This is a genomic window from Lentzea guizhouensis (genome assembly GCF_001701025.1).
Classification (GTDB): Bacteria; Actinomycetota; Actinomycetes; order Mycobacteriales; family Pseudonocardiaceae; genus Lentzea; species Lentzea guizhouensis.
Genome location: NZ_CP016793.1, coordinates 8,792,635 through 8,813,442, shown reverse-complemented (window position 1 = coordinate 8,813,442; position 20,808 = coordinate 8,792,635). Strand labels below are relative to the sequence as shown.

At 71.9% G+C, this 20,808-nt stretch carries 23 protein-coding genes and 2 pseudogenes; 18 read left to right on the top strand and 7 right to left on the bottom strand.

What is annotated here, in order from left to right; all coding sequences use genetic code 11:
* Positions 1 to 21 precede the first annotated feature (21 nt).
* Complete coding sequence (locus tag BBK82_RS57070) at positions 22 to 408, top strand: hypothetical protein (RefSeq protein ID WP_418287470.1); 387 nt, start codon at positions 22 to 24, stop codon at positions 406 to 408.
* 5 nt (positions 409 to 413) lie between these two features.
* Positions 414 to 809, top strand: coding sequence for a MerR family transcriptional regulator (locus BBK82_RS41935; RefSeq protein ID WP_335618019.1), 396 nt, complete (start codon positions 414 to 416; stop codon positions 807 to 809).
* A 6-nt stretch (positions 810 to 815) separates the two neighbouring features.
* Here the strand turns inward: BBK82_RS41935 and BBK82_RS41930 are convergent, their stop codons facing one another.
* The gene (locus BBK82_RS41930; protein WP_065919877.1) at positions 816 to 1,733 is read right to left on the bottom strand and encodes an NADP-dependent oxidoreductase; all 918 of its coding nucleotides are present in this window, start codon (positions 1,731 to 1,733) and stop codon (positions 816 to 818) included.
* A 90-nt stretch (positions 1,734 to 1,823) separates the two neighbouring features.
* Positions 1,824 to 2,261: an Lrp/AsnC family transcriptional regulator gene (locus BBK82_RS41925; RefSeq protein WP_083268564.1), complete on the bottom strand. Its 438-nt coding sequence runs from the start codon at positions 2,259 to 2,261 to the stop codon at positions 1,824 to 1,826.
* 160 nt (positions 2,262 to 2,421) lie between these two features.
* On the opposite strand from BBK82_RS41925, the gene BBK82_RS41920 reads away from it, so the two are divergent.
* From BBK82_RS41920 to paaK, 6 genes and pseudogenes are all read left to right on the top strand, one after another.
* On the top strand, positions 2,422 to 3,498 hold the full coding sequence (locus BBK82_RS41920) for a thiamine pyrophosphate-dependent dehydrogenase E1 component subunit alpha (RefSeq protein ID WP_065921801.1): 1,077 nt from the start codon (positions 2,422 to 2,424) through the stop codon (positions 3,496 to 3,498).
* Positions 3,498 to 4,487 (top strand): alpha-ketoacid dehydrogenase subunit beta, encoded by a 990-nt coding sequence (locus BBK82_RS41915; protein ID WP_065919875.1) that lies wholly within the window; start codon positions 3,498 to 3,500, stop codon positions 4,485 to 4,487. Before BBK82_RS41920 ends, BBK82_RS41915 begins: the two co-directional genes overlap by 1 nt.
* Positions 4,484 to 4,648: pseudogene (locus BBK82_RS57065) on the top strand (biotin/lipoyl-containing protein); the annotation flags it as partial. The gene BBK82_RS41915 and the pseudogene BBK82_RS57065, both read left to right, overlap by 4 nt.
* A 617-nt stretch (positions 4,649 to 5,265) precedes the next feature.
* A complete protein-coding gene (locus BBK82_RS57060) occupies positions 5,266 to 5,334 on the top strand; it encodes an E3 binding domain-containing protein (RefSeq protein WP_418287549.1) in 69 nt (22 codons plus the stop codon).
* A gap of 170 nt (positions 5,335 to 5,504) precedes the next feature.
* Positions 5,505 to 6,212: pseudogene (locus BBK82_RS53300) on the top strand (dihydrolipoamide acetyltransferase family protein); the annotation flags it as partial.
* A 103-nt stretch (positions 6,213 to 6,315) separates the two neighbouring features.
* Positions 6,316 to 7,644, top strand: a complete 1,329-nt coding sequence (gene paaK, locus BBK82_RS41895; RefSeq protein ID WP_065919871.1) for a phenylacetate--CoA ligase PaaK — start codon at positions 6,316 to 6,318, stop codon at positions 7,642 to 7,644.
* Position 7,645: 1 nt separating this feature from the next.
* On the opposite strand, the gene BBK82_RS41890 is transcribed toward paaK, so the two are convergent.
* The gene (locus tag BBK82_RS41890) at positions 7,646 to 8,035 is read right to left on the bottom strand and encodes a winged helix-turn-helix transcriptional regulator (protein ID WP_065919870.1); all 390 of its coding nucleotides are present in this window, start codon (positions 8,033 to 8,035) and stop codon (positions 7,646 to 7,648) included.
* 130 nt (positions 8,036 to 8,165) lie between these two features.
* On the opposite strand from BBK82_RS41890, the gene BBK82_RS41885 reads away from it, so the two are divergent.
* Positions 8,166 to 9,119, top strand: a complete 954-nt coding sequence (locus BBK82_RS41885) for an NADP-dependent oxidoreductase (RefSeq protein ID WP_065919869.1) — start codon at positions 8,166 to 8,168, stop codon at positions 9,117 to 9,119.
* A 14-nt stretch (positions 9,120 to 9,133) separates the two neighbouring features.
* A complete protein-coding gene (locus BBK82_RS41880) occupies positions 9,134 to 9,454 on the top strand; it encodes an NIPSNAP family protein (protein ID WP_083268563.1) in 321 nt (106 codons plus the stop codon).
* A 12-nt stretch (positions 9,455 to 9,466) separates the two neighbouring features.
* Here the strand turns inward: BBK82_RS41880 and BBK82_RS41875 are convergent, their stop codons facing one another.
* Entirely contained in the window at positions 9,467 to 10,063 is a 597-nt protein-coding gene (locus BBK82_RS41875) for a TetR/AcrR family transcriptional regulator (RefSeq protein WP_065919868.1), read from the bottom strand.
* A 47-nt stretch (positions 10,064 to 10,110) separates the two neighbouring features.
* Positions 10,111 to 11,070, bottom strand: coding sequence for a helix-turn-helix transcriptional regulator (locus BBK82_RS41870; protein WP_179953734.1), 960 nt, complete (start codon positions 11,068 to 11,070; stop codon positions 10,111 to 10,113).
* 93 nt (positions 11,071 to 11,163) lie between these two features.
* On the opposite strand from BBK82_RS41870, the gene BBK82_RS41865 reads away from it, so the two are divergent.
* Positions 11,164 to 11,559: a VOC family protein gene (locus BBK82_RS41865; RefSeq protein WP_065919867.1), complete on the top strand. Its 396-nt coding sequence runs from the start codon at positions 11,164 to 11,166 to the stop codon at positions 11,557 to 11,559.
* A 21-nt stretch (positions 11,560 to 11,580) separates the two neighbouring features.
* Here the strand turns inward: BBK82_RS41865 and paaZ are convergent, their stop codons facing one another.
* Positions 11,581 to 13,608 (bottom strand): phenylacetic acid degradation bifunctional protein PaaZ, encoded by a 2,028-nt coding sequence (gene paaZ / locus BBK82_RS41860; protein ID WP_065919866.1) that lies wholly within the window; start codon positions 13,606 to 13,608, stop codon positions 11,581 to 11,583.
* 107 nt (positions 13,609 to 13,715) lie between these two features.
* Between paaZ and BBK82_RS41855 the strand changes: the two genes are divergently transcribed.
* From BBK82_RS41855 to BBK82_RS41830, 7 genes are all read left to right on the top strand, one after another.
* Complete coding sequence (locus tag BBK82_RS41855; protein ID WP_065919865.1) at positions 13,716 to 14,537, top strand: 3-hydroxyacyl-CoA dehydrogenase family protein; 822 nt, start codon at positions 13,716 to 13,718, stop codon at positions 14,535 to 14,537.
* 43 nt (positions 14,538 to 14,580) lie between these two features.
* Positions 14,581 to 15,186 carry a TetR/AcrR family transcriptional regulator gene (locus BBK82_RS41850; RefSeq protein ID WP_065919864.1) on the top strand — a complete coding sequence of 202 codons (606 nt, stop codon included), beginning with the start codon at positions 14,581 to 14,583 and terminating at the stop codon, positions 15,184 to 15,186.
* A 114-nt stretch (positions 15,187 to 15,300) separates the two neighbouring features.
* Positions 15,301 to 16,545 carry a GDSL-type esterase/lipase family protein gene (locus BBK82_RS41845; protein WP_065919863.1) on the top strand — a complete coding sequence of 415 codons (1,245 nt, stop codon included), beginning with the start codon at positions 15,301 to 15,303 and terminating at the stop codon, positions 16,543 to 16,545.
* A 9-nt stretch (positions 16,546 to 16,554) separates the two neighbouring features.
* Positions 16,555 to 16,722, top strand: coding sequence for an iron chelate uptake ABC transporter family permease subunit (locus BBK82_RS48280; RefSeq protein WP_083268562.1), 168 nt, complete (start codon positions 16,555 to 16,557; stop codon positions 16,720 to 16,722).
* Between the two features lie 156 nt (positions 16,723 to 16,878).
* The gene (locus BBK82_RS41840) at positions 16,879 to 17,682 is read left to right on the top strand and encodes a class I SAM-dependent methyltransferase (protein ID WP_065919862.1); all 804 of its coding nucleotides are present in this window, start codon (positions 16,879 to 16,881) and stop codon (positions 17,680 to 17,682) included.
* 34 nt (positions 17,683 to 17,716) lie between these two features.
* A complete protein-coding gene (locus tag BBK82_RS49405; RefSeq protein WP_083268561.1) occupies positions 17,717 to 18,097 on the top strand; it encodes an ArsR/SmtB family transcription factor in 381 nt (126 codons plus the stop codon).
* A gap of 9 nt (positions 18,098 to 18,106) precedes the next feature.
* Positions 18,107 to 18,403 carry a DUF3253 domain-containing protein gene (locus tag BBK82_RS41830; protein WP_237047873.1) on the top strand — a complete coding sequence of 99 codons (297 nt, stop codon included), beginning with the start codon at positions 18,107 to 18,109 and terminating at the stop codon, positions 18,401 to 18,403.
* 28 nt (positions 18,404 to 18,431) lie between these two features.
* Here BBK82_RS41830 and BBK82_RS41825 read toward each other — a convergent pair whose 3' ends face one another.
* Entirely contained in the window at positions 18,432 to 20,690 is a 2,259-nt protein-coding gene (locus BBK82_RS41825; protein WP_218920505.1) for a hypothetical protein, read from the bottom strand.
* Positions 20,691 to 20,808 lie beyond the last annotated feature (118 nt).

Genomic DNA, 20,808 nt, shown 5'->3' with positions numbered 1-20,808 from the left:
CCCGTCGCGCAGCATCACGAAGTGCCGCGCGGCGGGCTCTGCCGGTTGCTCGCCGATGCCGGCCAGCAGCTCGGTGATGACGTCGAGGAACCACTGGCGGCGGTCTCGACCAGGCCGCGCACGGCGTTGTCTCCGCCGAAGCCGCCGGCCTGCGCATCCGGGTCGTCGACCACGACCTCGCCGCCACCGCCGGCTCCTCCCTGCACGCCGAGGGCGACCGCGGCCACGCGCATGGTCGTCGACGAGGACCGCGGGGTGGTCGTCGGTTTCACCCTGCCGGGCCCGGACGTCGCCGAGTCGCTGCACGCCGCGACCATCGCCACGCGGGTCGCGGTGGTGGCCCGGACTGGCGGCCCGGAGAGGGGCGGTCCGAGCCCGGCCGAGGTGCCGGAAGCGGGGCTACGCTGAGTTCCGTGACCACGACCTCTTCCTCCGCCACGATGAAGATCGGTGAGCTTTCCCGGCTGACCGGCGTCAGCGCCCGCTCGCTGCGCTACTACGAACAGCAGGGGTTGCTGCACAGCACGCGTTCCGTCGGCGGGCAGCGGCACTACTCGGGGTCGGAGGTCGCGCGGGTCGAGTTGATCCGGCGGCTGCTCGAGGCAGGGCTGGGCAGCAGGACGATCGCCCAGGTCATGCCCTGCGTGGGCAGCGACGACGTGGCCGTCGCCGAGGACGCCTTCACCACGATGCTCGGCGAGCGCGACCGGCTGACCGCCGACATCGACCGGCTCGTCGAGACCAGGGCTGCCCTCGACGAGCTGATCGCGATCAACACCGAGTTCCGGCGGCAGCTCGGGGCCGCCTGAGCGCGGTCAGAGGCGCAGGTCGATGACGACCTTCCCGGTGGCGTGCTTGGACTCCACGAGCGCGAGTGCCTCGTCGGCCTGCGCGAGCGGGTAGGTCGCGGTGATGTGCGGGTCGAGCCGTCCGGTCACCATCAGCTCGGCGACGCGCTCGAGGCCCGACCGGTCGACCCGGCGCTCGACCGTCGCACCGCCGAGCTCGGTCACCGACTGGTCCCCGACCGACACGAGCACCTTGGCCAGCCCGGCGATCTCGTGCAGCGACGGGCCGCCGACCGTGTCGACCGCGGCGTCGAAACCCTCAGGTGCCAGCGCCCGCAACCGTTCCACGACGTCGCCGCCGGTGTAGTCCACAAAGGATGCGCCGGTCGAGGTGACGAGGTCGCGCTTGGCGGTGCCGGCGGTGCCGGTGACGACCAGGCCGCGGTCCCGCGCGATCTGGGCCACCGCGATGCCGACCCCGCCGCCGATCCCGTTGACCAGCACCGAGGACCCGGCCGGCAGGTCGAGCTGGTCGAGCACGTCCAGCGCGGTGGTGCCGGCGACGGGGATGGTCGCGGCCCACGTCTCCGGCAGCGCGTCGGGGATGCGCGCGGTGGCCGCGCCGAGCAGCAGGGTCGTCTCGGCGTACGTGCCGGCGCCGGTCAGCGCGAAGCCGGTGACCCGGTCGCCGACGGCCAGGCCGGTCACCTCGGCGCCGACCGCGAGCACGGTCCCGGCCGCTTCCAAGCCCAGGACCTGTGGGAACGGCAGGTGGCCGTTCAGGTCGGGTGCCTCGCCCGACCTCAGCTTGTGGTCGGCCGGGTTGACGCCCGCGGCCGCCACCTGGACCAGCACCTCGACCGGGCTGGGCGTGAGATCGGGGCGGGAGAAGAACTCCTGGACGTCGGACCCACCAAAACTCTTGTACCCCAACGCTTTGCTCACTGTGAACAGCTCCTGAACCGTTGACCTCGCTGACAGTTCGAAGCTATGCGCTGACACCGGTGTCAGCTTCCACCGGATGTGACGCGCGACTCAGTTCCCGGCGTCCTCGAAGATCAGGAACGTCTTCGTCGACAGCACACCGGGGATCGTCTGCAGCTGCTCCAGGACCACCCGGCGCAGCGCGTTGTTGTCCTCCGCCCGCACCAGCAGCATCACGTCGAACTCGCCACCCATGAGCGCCATGTGCCGCACCTCCGGGATCGCGCGCAGCTGGACCTGCAGATCGCGCCAGTTGTTCTGCCGCACCGTCATCGCCACGTACGCCGACGTCGTCAGCCCGACCTTCACCGGGTCGACCCGCGCGGTGAAACCGGTGATCACCCCGTCCGCCACCAGGCGCTCGAACCGGGCGTAGGCGTTGGCGCGCGAGATCGTCACGCGCTCGGCCAGCGCACGCCCGGACAACCTGCCGTCCGCCTCCAGCTCGCGCAGGATCCGGCGGTCGATGTCGTCCAGCTCCGTGTCCACGTGTCTCACTCCCGAGGGCAAAAGGGCGGCCCGGCGGTCCAACTGGATCAGCTGAATCGACGCTTGAAGCCAATCGTCTCGCACTTTCGCGTGGATCTAGTCGATTGGCGGCTGATCTAGGCAACATTCGGGCCTGGTGCAACTGCTCGTGGAGGTGCGGATGAGTGCCGGTCAGCTCAAGGCGGCCATCACCCCGGCCCGGCTGCTGGACGAGAAGGGCCGGCTGGTCAGGGGAGCGCCGAAGCCGGACGTCGAGGCGTTGGCCGAGGGGTACCGCAAGCTCGTGTTCGCCCGCCGGCTGAACGAGCAGTGCGGCGCGTTGGTCCGGCAGGGACGGTTGGCCGTCTACCCGTCCTCACGCGGACAGGAGGCGTGCCAGGTCGCCTGCACGTCGGTGCTCGCGGACGGCGACTGGCTGTTCCCGACCTACCGCGACACGGCCGCTATCGCCGCCCGCGGGGTCGACCCGGTCGAGGTGCTCACGCTGCTGCGCGGCGACTGGCACTGCGGCTACGACCCGAACGTGCACAAGGTCGCGCCTCAGGCCACCCCGCTCGCGACGCAGCTGCTGCACGCGGTCGGCGTCGGTCACGCCGCACGCCTCAAGGGCGAGGACACGGTCGTGATGGCGCTGTGCGGTGACGGCGCGACCAGCGAGGGCGACTTCCACGAGGCCTGCAACTTCGCCGCCGTGTTCCGCGCACCGGTGGTGTTCTTCGTGCAGAACAACAAGTACGCGATCTCGGTACCGCTCGCGCGCCAGTCGGTCGCGCCCTCGCTCGCGGCCAAGGCGATCGGCTACGGCATGCCCGGCGTGCGGGTCGACGGCAACGACCTGCCGGCGCTCGAGAAGGTGCTCGGCGAGGCCGTCGCCCGTGCCCGAGCAGGGGAGGGGCCGACGCTGGTCGAGGCCGACACCTACCGCATCGAGTCGCACACCAACGCCGACGACGCCAGCCGGTACCGCGCCGACGACGAGGTGAGCGAGTGGCTCCCGCGTGATCCGCTGCTGCGGGTCCGGACCTACCTGACCGCGGTGGGCGCGCTCGACGCCCGGCGCGAGGAGGAGATCACCGCGGCCGCGGAGGAGATGGCCGCGGCGGTGCGCGCCGGAGTCGGCGGCGAGACGCCCGTCGACCCCGAGGAGATCTTCGCCCACGTCCACTCCACCCCCACGCCGCAGCTGGCGGAACAGCGCGCGGCGCTGCGGGCCGAGCTCGAGTTCGAGGAGGCCTGATGAGCGCCGAGAAGATGACGATGGCGCAGGCGATCAACGCCGCGTTGCGCGACGCGATCACCGAGGACGACTCCGTGGTCGTGTTCGGCGAGGACGTGGCGCAGCTGGGCGGGGTCTTCCGGGTGACCGACGGGCTGCACCGCGAGTTCGGCGAGAACCGCGTCTTCGACACCCCGCTCGCCGAGTCCGGCATCGTCGGCATGGCGGTCGGCATGGCCATGAACGGCCTGCGCCCGGTCGTCGAGATGCAGTTCGACGCCTTCGCCTACCCGGCGTTCGAGCAGATCGTCAGCCACGTCGCGAAGATGGGCAACCGCACCCGCGGCAAGGTGCGGCTGCCGATCGTCATCCGCGTCCCCTACGCCGGCGGCATCGGCGGCGTGGAACACCACTGCGACTCGTCCGAGGCCTACTACGCGCACACGCCGGGCCTGACCGTCGTTGCACCGGCCACCAACGCCGACGCCTACGGCCTGCTGCGAGCAGCGATCGCCGGTTCCGACCCGGTCGTCTTCCTGGAACCCAAGAAGCACTACTTCGCCAGGGAGGAGGTGGACATCTCCTTGCCGGTCCCGCCGATCGGCCGCGCGGTCGTCCGCCGCCCCGGCCGCGACGCCACCCTGATCGCCTACGGCCCGTCCGTCCCGGTCGCCCTGGCCGCCGCCGCGCAGGCCGCGACCGAGGGCAGGGACCTCGGCGTGGTCGACCTGCGCTCGATCGTCCCGTTCGACGACGAGACGGTCTGCGCCGAGGTCCGCCGCACCGGCCGCGCGGTCGTGGTCGCCGAGGCACCCGGCTTCGCGTCGGTGGCCTCGGAGGTCGCGGCACGGGTCGGCGAGCGCTGCTTCCACCACCTGGAGGCACCGGTCCGCCGCGTCACGGGCTTCGACATCCCCTACCCGCCACCGAAGCTGGAGCACCACTTCCTGCCGGGCGTGGACCGGGTGCTGGACGCCGTCGACACGCTGCAGTGGGAGGACGCCGCATGAGCACCAGGGTGTTCGACCTGCCCGACCTCGGCGAGGGCCTGACCGAGGCCGTGCTGGTCCGGTGGCTGGTGCGCACCGGCGACCCGGTGGCGGTGGACGAACCGGTCGCCGAGGTCGAGACGGCCAAGGCGATGGTCGAAGTGCCCTCGCCGTTCGGTGGCGTGATCGCGCAGCTGCACGGGGAGGAGGGCGCGACGCTGCAGGTGGGGTCGCCGTTGATCTCGGTGAGCGCCGGGCAGCCGGTGGCGCCGGTGGACGTCGCCCCGCAGGCGACCGCACAGGCGGCCGCGCAGACGTACGTCGAGGAGGAGCGGGCCGGATCCGGCAACGTCCTGATCGGGTACGGCACCGCGGAGACGAGCACCTCGCGGCGCCGCAGGAGGAAGGGCGCTGCCGCACCCGCCGCCGCACCTGCGCCGCTGTTGCCGCACCGCCGCCGCACCTGCGCCGCCGCTGTTGCCGCACCCGCCGCCGCGCCTGCGGCTACCGCCGCCTGCGGCTACCGCCGCGCCTGCGGCTACCGCCGCGCCTGCGGCTACCGCGCGCCTGCGGCTACCGCCGCCTGCGGCTACCGCCGCGCCTGCGGCTACCGCCGCGCCTGCGGCTACCGCCGCGCCTGCGGCTACCGCCGCGCCTGCGGCTACCGCCGCCTGCGGCTACCGCCGCGCCTGCGGCTACCGCCGCGCCTGCGGCTACCGCCGCGCCTGCGGCTACCGCCGCACCCGCCGCCGCTTCACCCGCACGCAACGGCGAACGCCCCGCCGTCCAGTCACCGATCGTGCGCCGGCTCGCCCGGGACAACGGCGTCGACCTCACCGCGCTGACCGGCACCGGCCCGACGGCCTGATCACCCGACGCGACGTCGAAGCCGCGTTCGCCGTGCCCGCATCCGCCCCCCCCCGCGCCTGCTGCCCCGCCGGTCTCGCCCGCACCGGCTGGCTCCGCACCTGCTGCCCGGCGCCGGTCTCGCCCGCGTCGGCCACCCCCGCACCGGCCGTCCCCGCCGCGAGCCACGTCGACCAGCGCACCGGCCTCCCCATCCGCACCCGAGTGCCGCTGACCGGCCTGCGCAAGGCCGTCACCACCACCCTCACCCGCAGCCGCACCGAGATCCCCGAAGCGACCACCTGGGTCGACGTGGACGCCACCGCCCTGCTCGACCTCCGCACCGAACTGAAGGAAACCGGTGCGGCACCTGGAATCCTCGCCATGGTCGCCCGCTTCGTGGTGGCCGGACTCGCCCGCTTCCCCGAGCTGAACTCCCGCGTCGACACCGAGCGCGGCGAGATCACCCACCTCGACGGCGTCAACCTCGGGCTGGCCGCGCAGACCGAGCGCGGTCTCGTCGTCCCGGCCGTCAAGGACGCGCACCGGCTGAGCATGCGCGGCCTCGACGCCGAGATCCGCCGCCTCACCACCGCCGCGCGCGAGGGCACCGCCACCGCCGCCGAGCTCAGCTCGGGTTCGTTCACCCTCAACAACTACGGGGTGCTCGGCGTCGACGGCAGCGCCGCGATCATCAACCACCCCGAGGTCGCGATCCTCGGCATGGGCCGCATCCTGCCCCGGCCGTGGGTGGTCGACGGTGAGATCGCGGTGCGGCACATCGTGCAGCTGTCGCTCGTGTTCGACCACCGGGTCTGCGACGGTGGTACGGCGGGCGGGTTCATCCGGTTCGTCGCCGACTGCGTCGAGAACCCCAAGTCGGCGCTGGCGGACCTGTAGCGGTCGGCGGTGGTTCGCCATCGCCGGTCATGCCGGACGTCCCTCACCGGATGTTCGTTCGGTCAACTACCGTGCCGGGCAACGGGCGACCGAGGAGGACGCGATGCTGGACCTGAGCCCGGCGCCGGGCGACCTGGAGCCGATCGAGACGGCGTCGGTGGACGAGCTGCGGGCGGTGCAGCTCGAACGGCTGCGGTGGTCCGTCCGGCACGCCTACACCAACGTGCCGCACTACCGCGCCTCCTTCGACGCGGCCGGCGTGCACCCCGACGACGTGAAGTCGTTGGAGGACCTGGCGAAGCTGCCGTTCACCACCAAGGCCGATTTGCGCGAGAACTACCCGTTCGGCATGTTCGCGGTGCCGCGCGAGGAAGTCGTCCGCGTGCACGCGTCCTCCGGCACCACCGGCCGTCCGACGGTCGTCGGCTACACGCGGGACGACCTCGACACGTGGGCTTCCGTGGTGGCGCGCAGCATCCGCGCCGCCGGCGGCCGGGCCGGGCACGTCCTGCACAACGCCTACGGCTACGGCCTGTTCACCGGCGGGCTCGGCGCGCACGCGGGCGCGGAACTGTTGGGCTGCACCGTGGTTCCGGTGTCCGGCGGCATGACCGAACGCCAGGTGCAGCTGATCCGCGACTTCGAGCCGGACATCATCATGGTGACGCCGTCGTACATGCTGTCGATCATCGACGAGATGGAGCGCCAGGGGATCGACCCGCGCTCGACGTCGTTGAAGGTCGGCATCTTCGGCGCCGAACCGTGGACCAACGACATGCGTGCCGAGGTGGAACGCCGCCTCGACATGCACGCCGTCGACATCTACGGGCTGTCCGAGGTGATCGGGCCGGGTGTGGCCAGCGAGTGCGTGGAGACCAAGGACGGCCTGCACGTCTGGGAGGACCACTTCTACCCGGAGGTCGTCGACCCGGTCACCGGCGAGGTGCTGCCCGACGGCGAGGAGGGCGAGCTCGTGTTCACCTCGCTCACCAAGCAGGCCATGCCGGTCGTCCGCTACCGCACCCGCGACCTGACGAGGCTGCTGCCCGGCACCGCGCGGACGATGCGGCGGATCGAGAAGATCACCGGCCGCACCGACGACATGATCATCCTGCGCGGCGTGAACCTCTTCCCGACCCAGATCGAGGAGCTGATCCTGCGCGTTCCCGTGCTGTCGCCGCACTTCCAGTGCGTGCTGAGCCGCACGGGCAGCCTCGACGACCTGACCGTCCTGGTGGAGCACCGCGAGGGCGCTCCAGAAGGTGATGTCGCAGAAGGTGATGTCGCAGCCGGTGACGCCGGGGCCGAGCTCCAGCGGCTCGTGAAGAACTCCATCGGCGTCACGGTCGCGGTGGAGGTCGTTGCGCCGGGCGGGATCGAGCGCTCGGTCGGCAAGATGAAGCGGATCGTGGACAACCGCCCGCGCCGCTGAGTCAGGTCGCGCAGGAGGCGGCCGGTGCGCCGCCCCGCGCGGCGTCGTCGATGTTGTCCTCGACCCACACGCGCAGCATCCGCAGCGGGACGGCCGCGCTGTGCCCGAGCTCGGTGAGCGAGTACTCGACGTGCAACGGCACGGCGGGGTAGACGGTGCGGTCGACCAGGCCGAACTCCTCCAGCCGGCGCAGGGTCTGGGTGAGCACCTTCGGGCTGACCCCCTGCAGGTGCCGCTGCAGCTGCCCGAACCGCTGCGGTCCCTCCTCCAGCGCGCCGATCGCGAGCGCCGACCACTTGTTCGCCAGCAGGTCGAGCATCGCCCGGCACGGGCACTGCGCGGCGTACACGTCGTGGTCGGCGTGTTGCCCAGTCAGGCACACTGTCGTCATCGCAAGCCCCTCACCTCGACACTTCCCAATGGGAAGTAGTTGCCCTTGCGGGTAACTATAACCACGGCGATACCGTGCTGGAGCCAAGCAAGAGATCAACTCCAGGGAGTTCACAGTGTCCGACTCAGTGATGCGCGCCGTCGTCCAGGACGTCATCGGCGGCCCTGAGGTGCTCTCGGTGCGGGAGGTGCCGCGCCCGGAACCGCTGCCGACCGAGGTCAGGGTGAAGGTGCACGCGGCGGGCATCAACCCGGTGGACTGGAAGACCCGCGCGGGCGGTGGCATGGCGGGGGTGCTGGGCGAGCCGCCGTTCATCCTCGGCTGGGACGTCTCCGGCGTCGTGGAGAAGGTCGGCTTCGGCGTCACCACGCTGAAGGAGGGCGACGAGGTCTACGGCATGCCGTGGTTCCCGCGTGCGGCGAGCGCCTACGCCGAGTACGTGACCGCCCCGGCCCGCCAGTTCGCCCGCAAGCCCGCCGCCGCGAGCCACGACCAGGCGGCCGGAGTCCCGCTCGCCGCGCTGACCGCGTGGCAGGCCCTGGTCGACACCGCCCACGTCACCGCGGGCCAGCACGTCCTGGTCCACGCCGCCGCCGGTGGTGTCGGCCACCTCGCCGTCCAGTTCGCCAAGCACCTCGGTGCCCACGTGATCGGCACCGCCCGCGCCACTGGCCACGAGTGGCTCACCGGGCTCGGCGCCGACGAGGTCGTCGACTACACCGAGGTCCGCTTCGAGGAAGCGATCTCCGACGTCGACGTGGTGATCGACCTCGTCGGCGACACCCGCGACAGCACCAGCACGCGCTCGCTCGACGTGCTGCGGCCCGGCGGGCTGCTCGTCGCGGTTCCCGGCGGCGTGGCCCCGGAGCTGGCAGCCGCGGGCGAGGCGAAGGGCATGCGCGTCTCGCCGTTCCTCGTGGAGCCGGACGGTCCGGCGTTGACCCGGATCGCCGAGCTGATCGACGCAGGCGGGGTGCACGTGGAGGTCGCGGAGACGTTCGCGCTCGACCAGGTCGCGGAGGCGCACCGCCGCGGCGAGTCGAACCGCACCCGTGGCAAGCTCGTCCTGCGCGTTCAAGCCTGAGAAGGAGTCACTCGGTGTTCTACGAGATCCGCCGCTACCAGACGCAACCGGGACGACGGGACGACTGGGTGCGGTTCATGGAGGGCACGATCATCCCGTTCCAGACGGAGAAGGGGATGTCGGTGACCGCGTCCTTCGTGGACGAGGAGGATCCGGACGGGTACGTGTGGATCCGCCGGTTCGCCGACGAGCAGGAGCGGGTCGCGCTGTACGCCGCTGTGTACGAGAGCGAGCGGTGGCAGCAGGAGATCGGGCCGGAGGTGCGGCGGCTGCTGGTGATGGACGAGATCAGGGTGACCAGGGCCGTGCCGACGGAGGCGTCCGGGCTGAGGTGACGCCGTCCCGGCTCAGGCCTGGATGCCGCGCAGGATCATCGAGCAGATCTGGTCCGCCAGCTCCGCCGGTGTGCGCCGCCGCTCCGGTTTGTACCACTCGGCCAGTGAGTTGACCGTGCCGAACAACAGTCGCGCGGTGGTGCGCGCGTCGAGGTCGGCGCGCACGTCGCCCTCGTCGATCGCCTCCTGCACCACCCCGGCGATCACCTTGTCGAACGTGCGCCGCTGTTCCAGCGCCCACCGCTCGGTCCCGGTGTTGCCGTGCACGCTCAGCAGCAGCTTCACGTACGGCAGCTCGGCGGCGAGGATCTCGACATTGCGCTTGATCAGGTAGCTGAGCCGGTCGACGGCGCGGCCCGTGGTGGCGCCTTCCTCGGTCGTGCTGGCCATCAACGGTTCCAGCGCGCGTTCCAGGCCCAGGCGCAGCAGCTGTTCCTTGCTCTCGACGTGGTGGTAGATCGAGGACCTGGACAGCCCGGAGGCCCGGGTGAGGTGCTGGAAGCTCGTCCCGTCGTAGCCGCGTTCGGTGAACACCCGGACGGCGACCTCCAGCAGCCGCTCGAGGTTGTACGGCGTCTGCCACCGGCCGCGCCCAGGTGTCCCACTCACCGGGCCATCGTCGCACGCGCTGGTCGGGCGGGTCGCTGACGTGGACCTCACGCGTCGGCGTGCTCGGCCAGCCGCCGCGCCAACGCCCGCACCAGCTCCCGCAGCTCCTCGGGCCGCTCCACCACGAACGGCCGGTCGAGCGAGGCGAGCAGCGGCGCGACCCAGTCGAGCCGTTCCGCCCGGATCCGCGCCCGCGTCCACCCGTCGTCCAGGCCCTCCAGCAGGGCGACGGACGGCGGGAACACCGCGCGGATCCGGGCGGTGTCCGCCCGGACCCGGACGGACACCTCGTACCGGTGCGGCGCCTGCGCCAACGCGGTCAGCACCTGCTCGGCGGGAGCGAAACCCGGTGGTACGTCGAAGGTTCCGGCGCCCACCTCGACCGCGGTGACCCGGTCGACCCGGAACGTCCGCACCTCACCGCTCGCCGTGTCGAACCCGGTCAGGTACCACCGCCCGGAGTGCGCCACGATCCCGTACGGGTGCACGACCCGCCGGCTCGCACCAGCGTGACCGGCGCGGTACGAGAGGTCGACCGGACGCCGCTCACGGGCGGCCTCCGCGACCGCGAGCAGGACCGGCGCCTCACCACCCGCGGCCGCTCGCGGTGCGACCGTGAAGTCCGCAACCTCCAGCAACGCTTCCAACCGCCGCCGGACCTCGTCGGGCAGCACCCGCCGGACCTTCCCCGCGGCGCTCTCGACGGCGGCGGGCGAGGCCGAGACCAGCCCGGCGCGCTGACCCGCGAGCAGGCCCAGCAGGACCGCGAGCGCCTCCTCGTCGGTGAGCATCAGCGGAGGCATCCGGTAGCCGGGCGCCAGCCGGTACCCGCCGTGCCGCCCGCGCACCGACCGGACCGGGACTTCCAGCTCCAGCAGGCGTTCCACGTACCGGCGGACCGTCCGCTCGTCCACGTCCAGCCGCGCGGCGAGCTCACCGACGGTCCTGGTGCCGCCACCTTGGAGGATCTCCAACAGGGCGAGCACACGTGCGATGGGTCGGGTCACAGCGAAGACCCTGCAATACCGGGCGGATCCTGTCCACTATCGCCCATAGCCTGCGGACGTTCCCACCAGGGGACCGTGTCGAAAGGATCCGCTGTGCAGTTCGTTTCCGTCCGCGTCATCACCGGCGACGTCGCCCGCCTGGTCGAGTTCTACGAGCAGGCGACCGGTCTGCGGGCGCGGTGGCTCGCCGAGCAGTTCGCCGAGCTCGTCGGACCGTCGTGCACGCTCGCGATCGGCAGCGTGCGGACGATGGCGTTGTTCAGCCTGGGAGCGGCCGTGCCCGAGTCGAACCGGACCGCGATCCTCGAGTTCCTCGTCGAGGACGTCGACCGCGAGCACGCCCGGCTCGTGGACCTGGCCGAGGTCGTGCAGGAGCCGACCACCATGCCGTGGGGCAACCGGTCGCTGCTCTTCCGCGACCCGGACGGCAACCTGGTCAACTTCTTCACGCCGCTCTCCGACGACGCGAAGGCGCGCCTGGCCCGCTGAGACCAGGCGCGCCTGGCCCGCTCAGTTCTTCGCGACCAGCGTGAGGACGTCGTAGGTGGCGACCGGCTCGGAGTCCTGGTTCGTCACCACGGCGTCCCACCGCACCTCGCCGTACTCGGCGTTGGTGCGCGGGGTGATCTGCTTGACCGTCAACGTCACCGCGATCGTGTCGCCGGCCTTCACCGGCGTCAGGAACCGCAGCCCGTCCACGCCGAAGTTCGCGAGCACCGGACCGGGGTTCGGCTCCACGAACAGCCCGGCGGCCAGCGACACCACCAGGTAGCCGTGGGCCACGATCCCCCCGAACAACGGGTTCGCGGCCGCCGCCTCCGGATCGGTGTGGGCGTAGAACGTGTCACCGGTGAACTCGGCGAAGTGGTCGATGTCGGCGAGCGTGACCTGCCGCGTGCCGGACGCGATGGAGTCACCGATCCTCAGCTCCGCCAACGACTTGCGGAACGGGTGCACGTCGTCGGCGGTCCGCTTCGACCCGGTGGTCCAGCGACCGGTGATCGCGGTGAGCATGTCCGGCGAGGCCTGCACGGCGGTGCGCTGCATGTGGTGCAGCACGCCGCGCACGCCACCGAGCTCCTCACCGCCACCCGCCCGGCCGGGACCGCCGTGCACCAGCATCGGCAGCGGCGACCCGTGCCCGGTCGACTCCTTGGCGTCGTCGCGGTCCAGCACCAGGATCCGGCCGTGCCACGGGGCGACGCCCAGCACGACCTGGCGCGCCACGGCGGGGTCGTGCGTGACGAGCGAGCCGACCAGGCTGCCCTTGCCGCGGGCCGCGAGCTCGATGGCCTCGGAGGTGCCGCGATAGGTGATCACCGTGCTGACCGGGCCGAACGGCTCGACGTCGTGCGGTTCGGCGGCGTCCGCGCGAGCCCGCAGCAGCACGGGGGAGAGGAACGCGCCGCGCTCGGCGTCCGCGTCGACCAGCCGCACCGAGTTCGGGTCGCCGAACACGATCTCGGCCGAGTTCCGCAACGACTCAACGGCCTTGCGCACCTCGTCCCGCTGCCCGAGCGAGGCCAGCGCGCCCATCCGCACGCTCTCGTCGGCCGGGTTGCCGACGGTGATCTTCGCCAGTCGCGCCGAGATCGCCTCGGTCACCTCGGCGGCGATCGGCTCCGGCACGATGGCCCGCCGGATCGCCGTGCACTTCTGGCCGGCCTTCACCGTCATCTCGGCGACCACTCCCTTGACGAACAGGTCGAACTCGGGGTCGTCCGGCCGCACGTCGGGGCCCAGGATCGAGCAGTTCAGCGAGTCGGCCTCGACCTGCAGCCGCACACCGCCGTGCTGCACGTTCGGGTGGTTGCGCAGGATCCCCGCGGTGTGCGCGGAACCGGTGAACGCCACGGAGTCCTGCTCGTCGAGCACGTCGAGCAGACCGCGCGGGCTGCCGGACAACAGCTGCAGCGAGCCCTCCGGCAGGATGCCGGAGGAGATGATCAGCCGGACCACGGCCTCGGTGAGGTAGGCGGTCTGCGAGGCGGGTTTCACGATGCTCGGCAGGCCGGCCAGGAACGCGGGCGCGAGCTTCTCGAGCATGCCCCAGACGGGGAAGTTGAAGGCGTTGATCTGCACCGCGACGCCCGGCCGTGAGGTGTAGATGTGCTGCCCCAGGAACGTGCCCTCGCGGCCGAGGCGTTCCAAGCCGCCGTCGAGCACGACGATGTCGTTGGGCAGCTCGCGCACACCCTTGCTCGCGAAGCTGAACAGCGTGCCGAAGCCGCCGTCGATGTCGACCATCGAGTCGCGCTTGGTCGCACCCGTGCGGTACGACAGCTCGTACAGCGAGTCCTTGTCGGCGCTGAGGTGCTTGGCCAGCTCCTTGATCAGCACAGCGCGCTGGTGGAACGTCAGCTCGCGGATCGCCGGCCCGCCGACGCGCTTCGCGTGCTCGGTCATCTGCCGCAGGTCGAGGCCCTCGCTCGACAACCGCGCGACCTCCTCGCCGGTCACCGCGTCGAGCAGCGGCTCTCCCTCGGCCTGGGCCCGGAACCAGCGTCCCGCGGCGTAGCTCTCCAGCAGTGCAGTCACTGTGCAGGTTCCCTTCGCTGACTGTTGCCCTCCGTGGTTCCCGTGTGCCACGGTATAACAGACCGTTCGGTCAGTAAATCGCCCATGAGCTCGCTGGAGGGTGTGGGATGGCGGTTCCCGGTTCAGTCGGCGTCTACGGCGGTGGCCGGATGGGTGCGGGCATCGCGCACGCGTTCGCGGTGGCCGGGAGCACGGTCACGGTCATCGAGACCGAGTCCGCCGCCGGGAGCGCCCGCGACCGCCTCGAGAAGAGCCTCGCCAAGGCGGCCGAGAAGGGGATCGCGGTCAGTGGCACGGTTTCCGTGGTCACCGACCCGGCGGCGTTGGCGGCGGTGACCCTCGTGGTCGAGGCCGTGCCGGAGCTGGTCGAGCTGAAGCACACCGTGCTCGCCACGATCGCCGAGCACGCGCCGGACGCCGTGATCGGCACCAACACCAGCTCGTTGTCGATCGACGTCTTGGCGCAGGCGCTGCCGGACCCGTCCGTCCTCATCGGACTCCACTTCTTCAACCCCGTGCCCGCGAGCGACCTCGTCGAGGTCGTGGTGGGGGAGCACACCCCACCCGCACTGGTCGGGCTGGCCCAGGACTGGGTGAGCGGTCTCGGCAAGCACGCGATCACCGTGCGGAACTCGCCTGGCTTCGCCAGCAGCCGCCTCGGCGTCGCGATCGCCTTGGAGGCCATGCGGATGGTCGAGGAGGGCGTCGCGTCCGCCGAGGACATCGACAGCGCCATGACCCTCGGCTACCGGCACCCCGTCGGACCGCTGCGCACCACCGACCTGGTGGGCCTCGACGTCCGCCTCGCGATCGCCGAGCACCTCGAACGCGAGCTCGGCCCGCGCTTTGCACCACCGCAGCTGTTGCGGGACAAGGTCGCCGCCGGCCGGTTGGGCCGCAAGACCGGGGAGGGCTTCTACCGGTGGTGACCGCACGGCAGCACGCCGCTGGGGCGCTGAAACACTGCAGCGCATGACCACGACCGAGAACAGCGGGGCGAGGCGCCGCGGCCGTCCGGGCTACGACCTGGAGACGCTGCTCAAGGCCGCCGCCGAGCTGTTCTACGAGCGCGGCTACGACGGCACCAGCATCCAGGACCTGGCCACCCGCCTGGGCATCGCGAAGTCGGCGATCTACCACCACGTCCCCAGCAAGGAAGCCCTGCTGCGGCTCGCGGTCGACCGGGCGCTCGACGGCCTCTTCGCCGAGGTGGCCGAACTGGGCGGAGGGCGCGCGATCGACCGGCTCGACCGGCTCGTGCGCGGCAGCATCACGGTCCTGGTGGAACAGCTGCCGTTCGTCACCCTGCTCCTGCGCGTGCGCGGCAACAGCGAGACCGAACGCGAGGCACTGGCCCGCCGCCGCGAGTTCGACCAGATCGTCACCGCACTGGTCGCCGAGGCGGCCGCCGAGGGTGATCTCCGCGCGGACATCGATCCCGCGATGACGACCAGGCTGCTGTTCGGCATGGTCAACTCGCTCATCGAGTGGTACCGGCCGCAGGGCGGGCTGAGCGCGGCCGAGCTCGCGGACACGGTGGCCGCGGTGGCGTTCGACGGCCTGCGGGTGCGCTCCTGACAACGGTGAACGCGCCACCCCGGCCCGGCTGCTCCGAACGGCCGTAGCCGGTCCCTGGCGATCATGGCTGGATGATCGTGAGAGCGCTTCCAACGTTGTACGAGGAGCCCGACGATGACCAGGCTGCGCACATCGGTGATCGCGACGATCGTCCTGGCTGTTCTTTCGACAGCCACTGCCACCGCCACGGGCACGGCGGCCGCCGGTCCTCCCGGCCACGCGTGGTTCACCTCCTGGGCCCAGTCGCAGGAACGCCTCGCCGCGACCCCGTTGCGGAACCAGTCGATCCGGATGCTCGCCCACCTCAGCCAGGGTGGCACCGCGGTCCGCTTCCGCCTGCAGAACACCTTCGGCCGGCAGCCGCTCACCCTCGACCGCGCCACCGTCGCGATCAGCACGGGCGGCGCCACCACCGGCACCCCGAAGCGCGTCACCTTCCACGGGCGCCGCTCCGTGACGATCCCCGCTGGCGGCGAGACCTGGAGCGACGCCACCGTGCTCGCCACCCGGCCGGGAGACGACGTCGCGATCAGCGTGTTCGCCGCAGGAGAAGTCCTGCCCGGCCAGCACAACTCCGCGTTCCGCGACAACTACCTCACCCCGCCCGGCGCCGGCGACCACACCGCCGACACGACGGGCGAGGCGTACTCGCTGACCACCGGGTCCACATTGGTGGTCAGCGCGGTCGACGTGCACAACCCGGCGCTGAAGGGCACGGTCGTCCCGTTCGGCAGCTCGGTCGTCGACGGCGTCGGCAGCACGAACTGCGGCCCCGGCTGCACCGAGATCGGCACCCACAAGCGGTGGACCGACTTCCTGGCCCGCCGGATCGTCGCCGAGCTGCCGCGCACGTCCCAGCTCGCCGTCGCCAACGCGGGCATCAGCGGCACGACGAGCGCGGTCTGCCCGCGGTCGCCGGAGGGGGTGGCCGGTCTGGACGCGATGGCGCGGCTGGAGCGTGATGTCCTTTCGCTGCACGGGGTCAAGTCGGTCATCTACTACTACGGCACGAACGACCTGGCGAACGGCTGCACGGCGAACGAGATCATCACCAGCTACCGCACCGTCTTCGGGCGCCTGCGCGACGCGGGCATCGACGTCCACGTCACGCCGATCACGCCCCGCCCCGGCTACACCGACCAGAACAACATCGACCGCCACGTCGTCGCGGGGTTCGTCCGCAACGGCGGGGACTGCACCGGGACGTGCACGGGCGTGACGGACTTCGACCAGGTGCTGGCCGATCCGGTCAAGCCCAACAGCATCCTCCCCGCCTACGACACCGGCGACGGCGTGCACGTGAACATCGCGGGCCAGGAGGCGCTCGCGAACTTCGTCGCCCTGCGCGACCTGGTCTGACAGCGGAAGGTGGCCGCGCGGTCACGGCTGTTGGGGGCGGTCCTGGTCAGCGCCGCGGACACGTTGGGGCGCACCGTGGTCGCGCCGGCCCAGATACCGGCGGGCCTGGTGATCTCGTTGGTGGGAACGCCGTACTTCGTGCTGGCGCTCTGGCGGACGCGGGCCACGCGAGCCTGACGTGGTGCTCGTCGGCCGTCCGGGGCACTGCTGTCCGATGACGACCGCGCCGCGTGGCACAGTTTGCTCGACCGCACCTCACCGGTGTGGCCGGGACGCCCCCGCACTGCTCACCGCGCGGACCGTCCACACCGGAACGCGACCTGGGGAGTTCACATGACCGACCGGCAGGCCGAGATCCGCGGAGCCTTCGACGCCGCCGCGGCCGACTTCACGGCGCTGGGCCACCACCTGTGGGAACCCATCGCCGCCGCGGCGGTCGCCGTCGCCGACCCCCGGCCCGGCGAGCGCGTCCTCGACGCCTGCTGCGGCACCGGCGCCTCCGCGCTCCCGTCCGCCCGGCTCGTCGGCCCCACCGGCCACGTCGACGCCGTCGACCTGTCCGCCCCGATGATCGAGCAGCTGCGCACCCACACCGACCTTCCCCAGCTGCACGCCCACCACGCCGACGTCACCACCTGGGCCACCGACGGCTACGACGTCGTCCAGTCGGCGCTCGGCATCTTCTTCTTCCCCGACATGACCGCCGGCACCGACCACCTGATCAGCCGGGCCCGTCCCGGCGGGCGGGTGGTGTTCACCATCTGGCAGGGCGACGCGATGGCGCCGGCCGGACGGCAGCTGGGCAAGGCGATCGCCGAGGTCACCGGTACCCCGCAGCCCGCGCCGCGCCCGCCGCACCTGATCGACCGGGTCAGCCAGGCCGACCCGTACGCGGCCTGGCTGAGCGAACGCGGGCTCGCCGGCGTCGAGGTGACCGTGCACGAGCTGACGCTCACCATGACGCCGGAGCTGGCCTGGCTGGTCGTCGTCGGGTCCGGGTTCCGCGGCGCTCTGGCCACGGTGCCGGCCGAGCAGGTCGAGGCCGTGCGCGAGACCTACCTGGAGTCGCTGCGCCGCGACGGACTGACCGAGCTCGACGCGACGACGTTGATCGGCAGCGGCACCAGGAGCCACTGACCGTTCCTCACCGGCGACGCGGCAAGAACGTGTCGTGCAGGGCCGTGCTGCTCGCGAGCACGGTCCCGTCGCCCAGCGCGGAACACCATCCGCCCGCCGCCCGCACGACCGCCGGCCGTCCCCCAGGACCTCCGCCCGCCACCCGCTGCACCTGCCGTGGCTGCGCGGTGTGCGCCACCTCGACCTCGACGTGCTGCTCGCGTTGTCCGGCGACCCACTCGCCGAACCCCGCTCGTCCACGGACATCGCGAGGCTCACCGGGGTCACCACCTCGGCGGTCAACCAGCACCTGCGGGCGTTGCGCGACGCCGGCCTGCTCACCGCGCAACGGCACGGCCGCAGCGTCCTCTGCGCACGCAGCGAACTCGGCGACGCACTCGTGTCGCACGGGTTCACCGGTCGCGCAACGGGGTAGGCCGTCCTCGTGAGCACCGTGGAGCAGCGGCTGGAGCGGGTGATCCTGGAGCTGGCCGACGCCCGCGGCCCGGCCAAGTCGATCTGCCCGTCCGAGGCGGCACGCGCGGTCGATGCCGACGGGTGGCGCGACCTGATGGACCAGGCCCGCGCGGTGGCGAGGGACCTGGCCGTGCGGGGACGGGTCGTGGTCACGAGCGGCGGGCAGGAGCTGTCACCGGCCGGGGAGTGGCGCGGTCCGATCCGGATCCGCACCACCAAGAGCCAGACGAGCGATGCGTCCAGAACGGACGCGGGGCGCGGGTGACCGGACGGCCACCCGCGCCCCGCTCAGGTCACACCTGGCAGGGCGAGCCACCAGGCTGACCCGGCTTGGCCTCGACGTTCGCCTTGGCTTCACCGATCACCAGGTCCGTCAGCAGCGTGTCCACCACGACGGCCTGCTGCACCACGCTGGTCGCCGTGGTGGTGGTGCTGTTGAGCCGCAACGACCCGATGAGCAGCGGGATGGTCAGCGGCGCGCTGCCCACGTTCACCGTCACGCCGTTGATCCGCAGGTGTGCGATCGTCGACGAGCCCGCGAACTGCGGGACCAGACCACCGCCGGGGCCCGCGACGCAGGTGACGGAGGCGTTCGACTCGATCACGCCCAGCTCGATCGTGAGCAGGCCGCTGGTGACGCGGGTCTGCTCGATGCGGGCCCGCGCGGTGGCGAGGTCGCTGGTCGAGGGCGGCGTGCCGGTCAAGTCGTCCGGCGTCTGGTCGGTGCGGGCGTCGAGCGCGGTGGCCCGCACGGTCAGGATCCCGGCGTTCAGCTGCACGTTCGCCAGCGTCTCGTGGTCGTCGACGCACGGGACGTCCGGCGGGTTGGCCCTCGTCGAGATGATGCCGGCGAGGTTGAGCGCGGTGGCCTGGCAGGAGAACACGCCGGTGCGCTCGGACGTGCGGATGCGCACGTCGGACAGGACCGGGCTGTCACCGGCCGCGTTGGCGGTCAGGGTGGCGCGCACCTCGATGAACCGGCCGGTCTTCGCGAACGTCACGCCGTTCGCCACGGCCGTGAACGTCTCGCCGGCCAGGCCCGCCTCGGTGTTCGAGGTCCGCGCCTCGACGGTGATGGACGTGCCGGGCGGCACGCTGCCCTGCGCCTCGGTGTTCCAGGTGACGGTGCCCCAGGTCTGGCCGGCCTGGCCGCTGTCCTGGACGACCGACCAGGTGCCCTGCGGCGCGGTGATCTCACCGAGGACCGAGCCGGTCATGTCGCTGTAGTTGTACGGGCCGGCGCCCGCGCCGAGGTCGACGGTCAGGTCCACGGCGCCGACGGGGTGGCCTCCGCCGCCGACCGGGCCCGCGTCCGGGTCGATGCGCTGGGCGTTGTTGGTGCTGATGTTGGTGACCCAGACCTTGCCGTTGCTGTCGATCGCCACGCCGGTGGGGCCGACGCCGCCGGGCAGCGGGACGTTGCCGACGTAGGTGCCGTCGGTGCGCAGGTGGCCGACGGTCGTCGCGCCGTTGAGGGAGTGGGCGACCCAGACGTTGCCGTCGCTGTCGACCGCCACGCCCTGGGCGTTCTGGCTGCCGTGGGCGAACGCACCGAGCACGGTGCCGTCCGGGGCGAGCTTCGCGACGCGGTTGCCGCCGAAGTTCGTGTGCCAGATCTCGCCGGTGACGGGGTCCATGCCGAGGCCGTAGTCGCCGTGCGTGGCGTCGAGGCACGCCCCGGTCGCGGTGGCCGGGTCGTAGCGCAGCAGGCCGAAGTTGCGCGCGGACCACAGGGTGCCGGCCTTGTCGATCAAGCCGCCGTAGCCGCCGCAGCCCACGTTGAACTGCGTGCCGGTGGCCGCGCCGTCGGCGTCGAGCAGCTCGTGGTCGAGGTCCTGGCCGCCGGTCCACAGCCGGTTCTGGGCGTCGACCGCGACGGTGCGGGTGTTGCTGCCGGTGACGCGCGAGTAGTTGATGATGCACTCGTCGGCGGCGGTGGTGACGCCACCGTTGTTGTCGGCGCCACCGGCGTTGGTCCACGACCGGATGTCACCCAGGCCGCGGCTGGTGGCGATCAGCCCGTCCTGGTTGCGGTCGACGCACTTGTTGTAGGCGAAGGGGCCTTTCAGGTAGTCGCCGTTCGGGTTGGCCGAGCCGTCGGCGTTGACGCGCGTGCCGCCCTGGATGACGGCGATGCGGGTGACCGACCCGCGGCCGCCGTCCCCCTCGTTGCGGTTGGACAGCCACGTGCTGCCGAACTTGTCGACCGTGGTGCGGGACGGGTTGCGGCCCCTGCCGTCCGGCGCGGACACCCACTCGCCGACGATCTGGCCGGTGTTCACGTCGATGCGGACCATCGTGCCGCGCGCCGAGGCCGCGACGTTGACGTACGGGAAGAACACGGTCGACCGGTCGAGCTGCAGCTGGTCGTTGTTCGGGGCGTTGTGGTTGACGTTCTGCGCGGTACCCCGGTCGAAGTCCGCGTCGAGCGTGTACAGGGCGTCCGTGCCGGGGGTCGGCACGGCCAGCGCCGGCGCGGCGAGCGCGGCCAGCACGATCAGCGATGTGGTGGTGGCGAGCACCGGTCTCAAGCGGTGCCGGGTGGGACGCATGGCGCCTCCAGTTCGGGGATCGGCCGGCCCGGACATTTCGCCCAGGCCACCGGGAGGAGTCGGTGGCGCCCGTGGATTGTTACCGGCATTTCTCGATGCCTTTCGGAATGGAATCGTG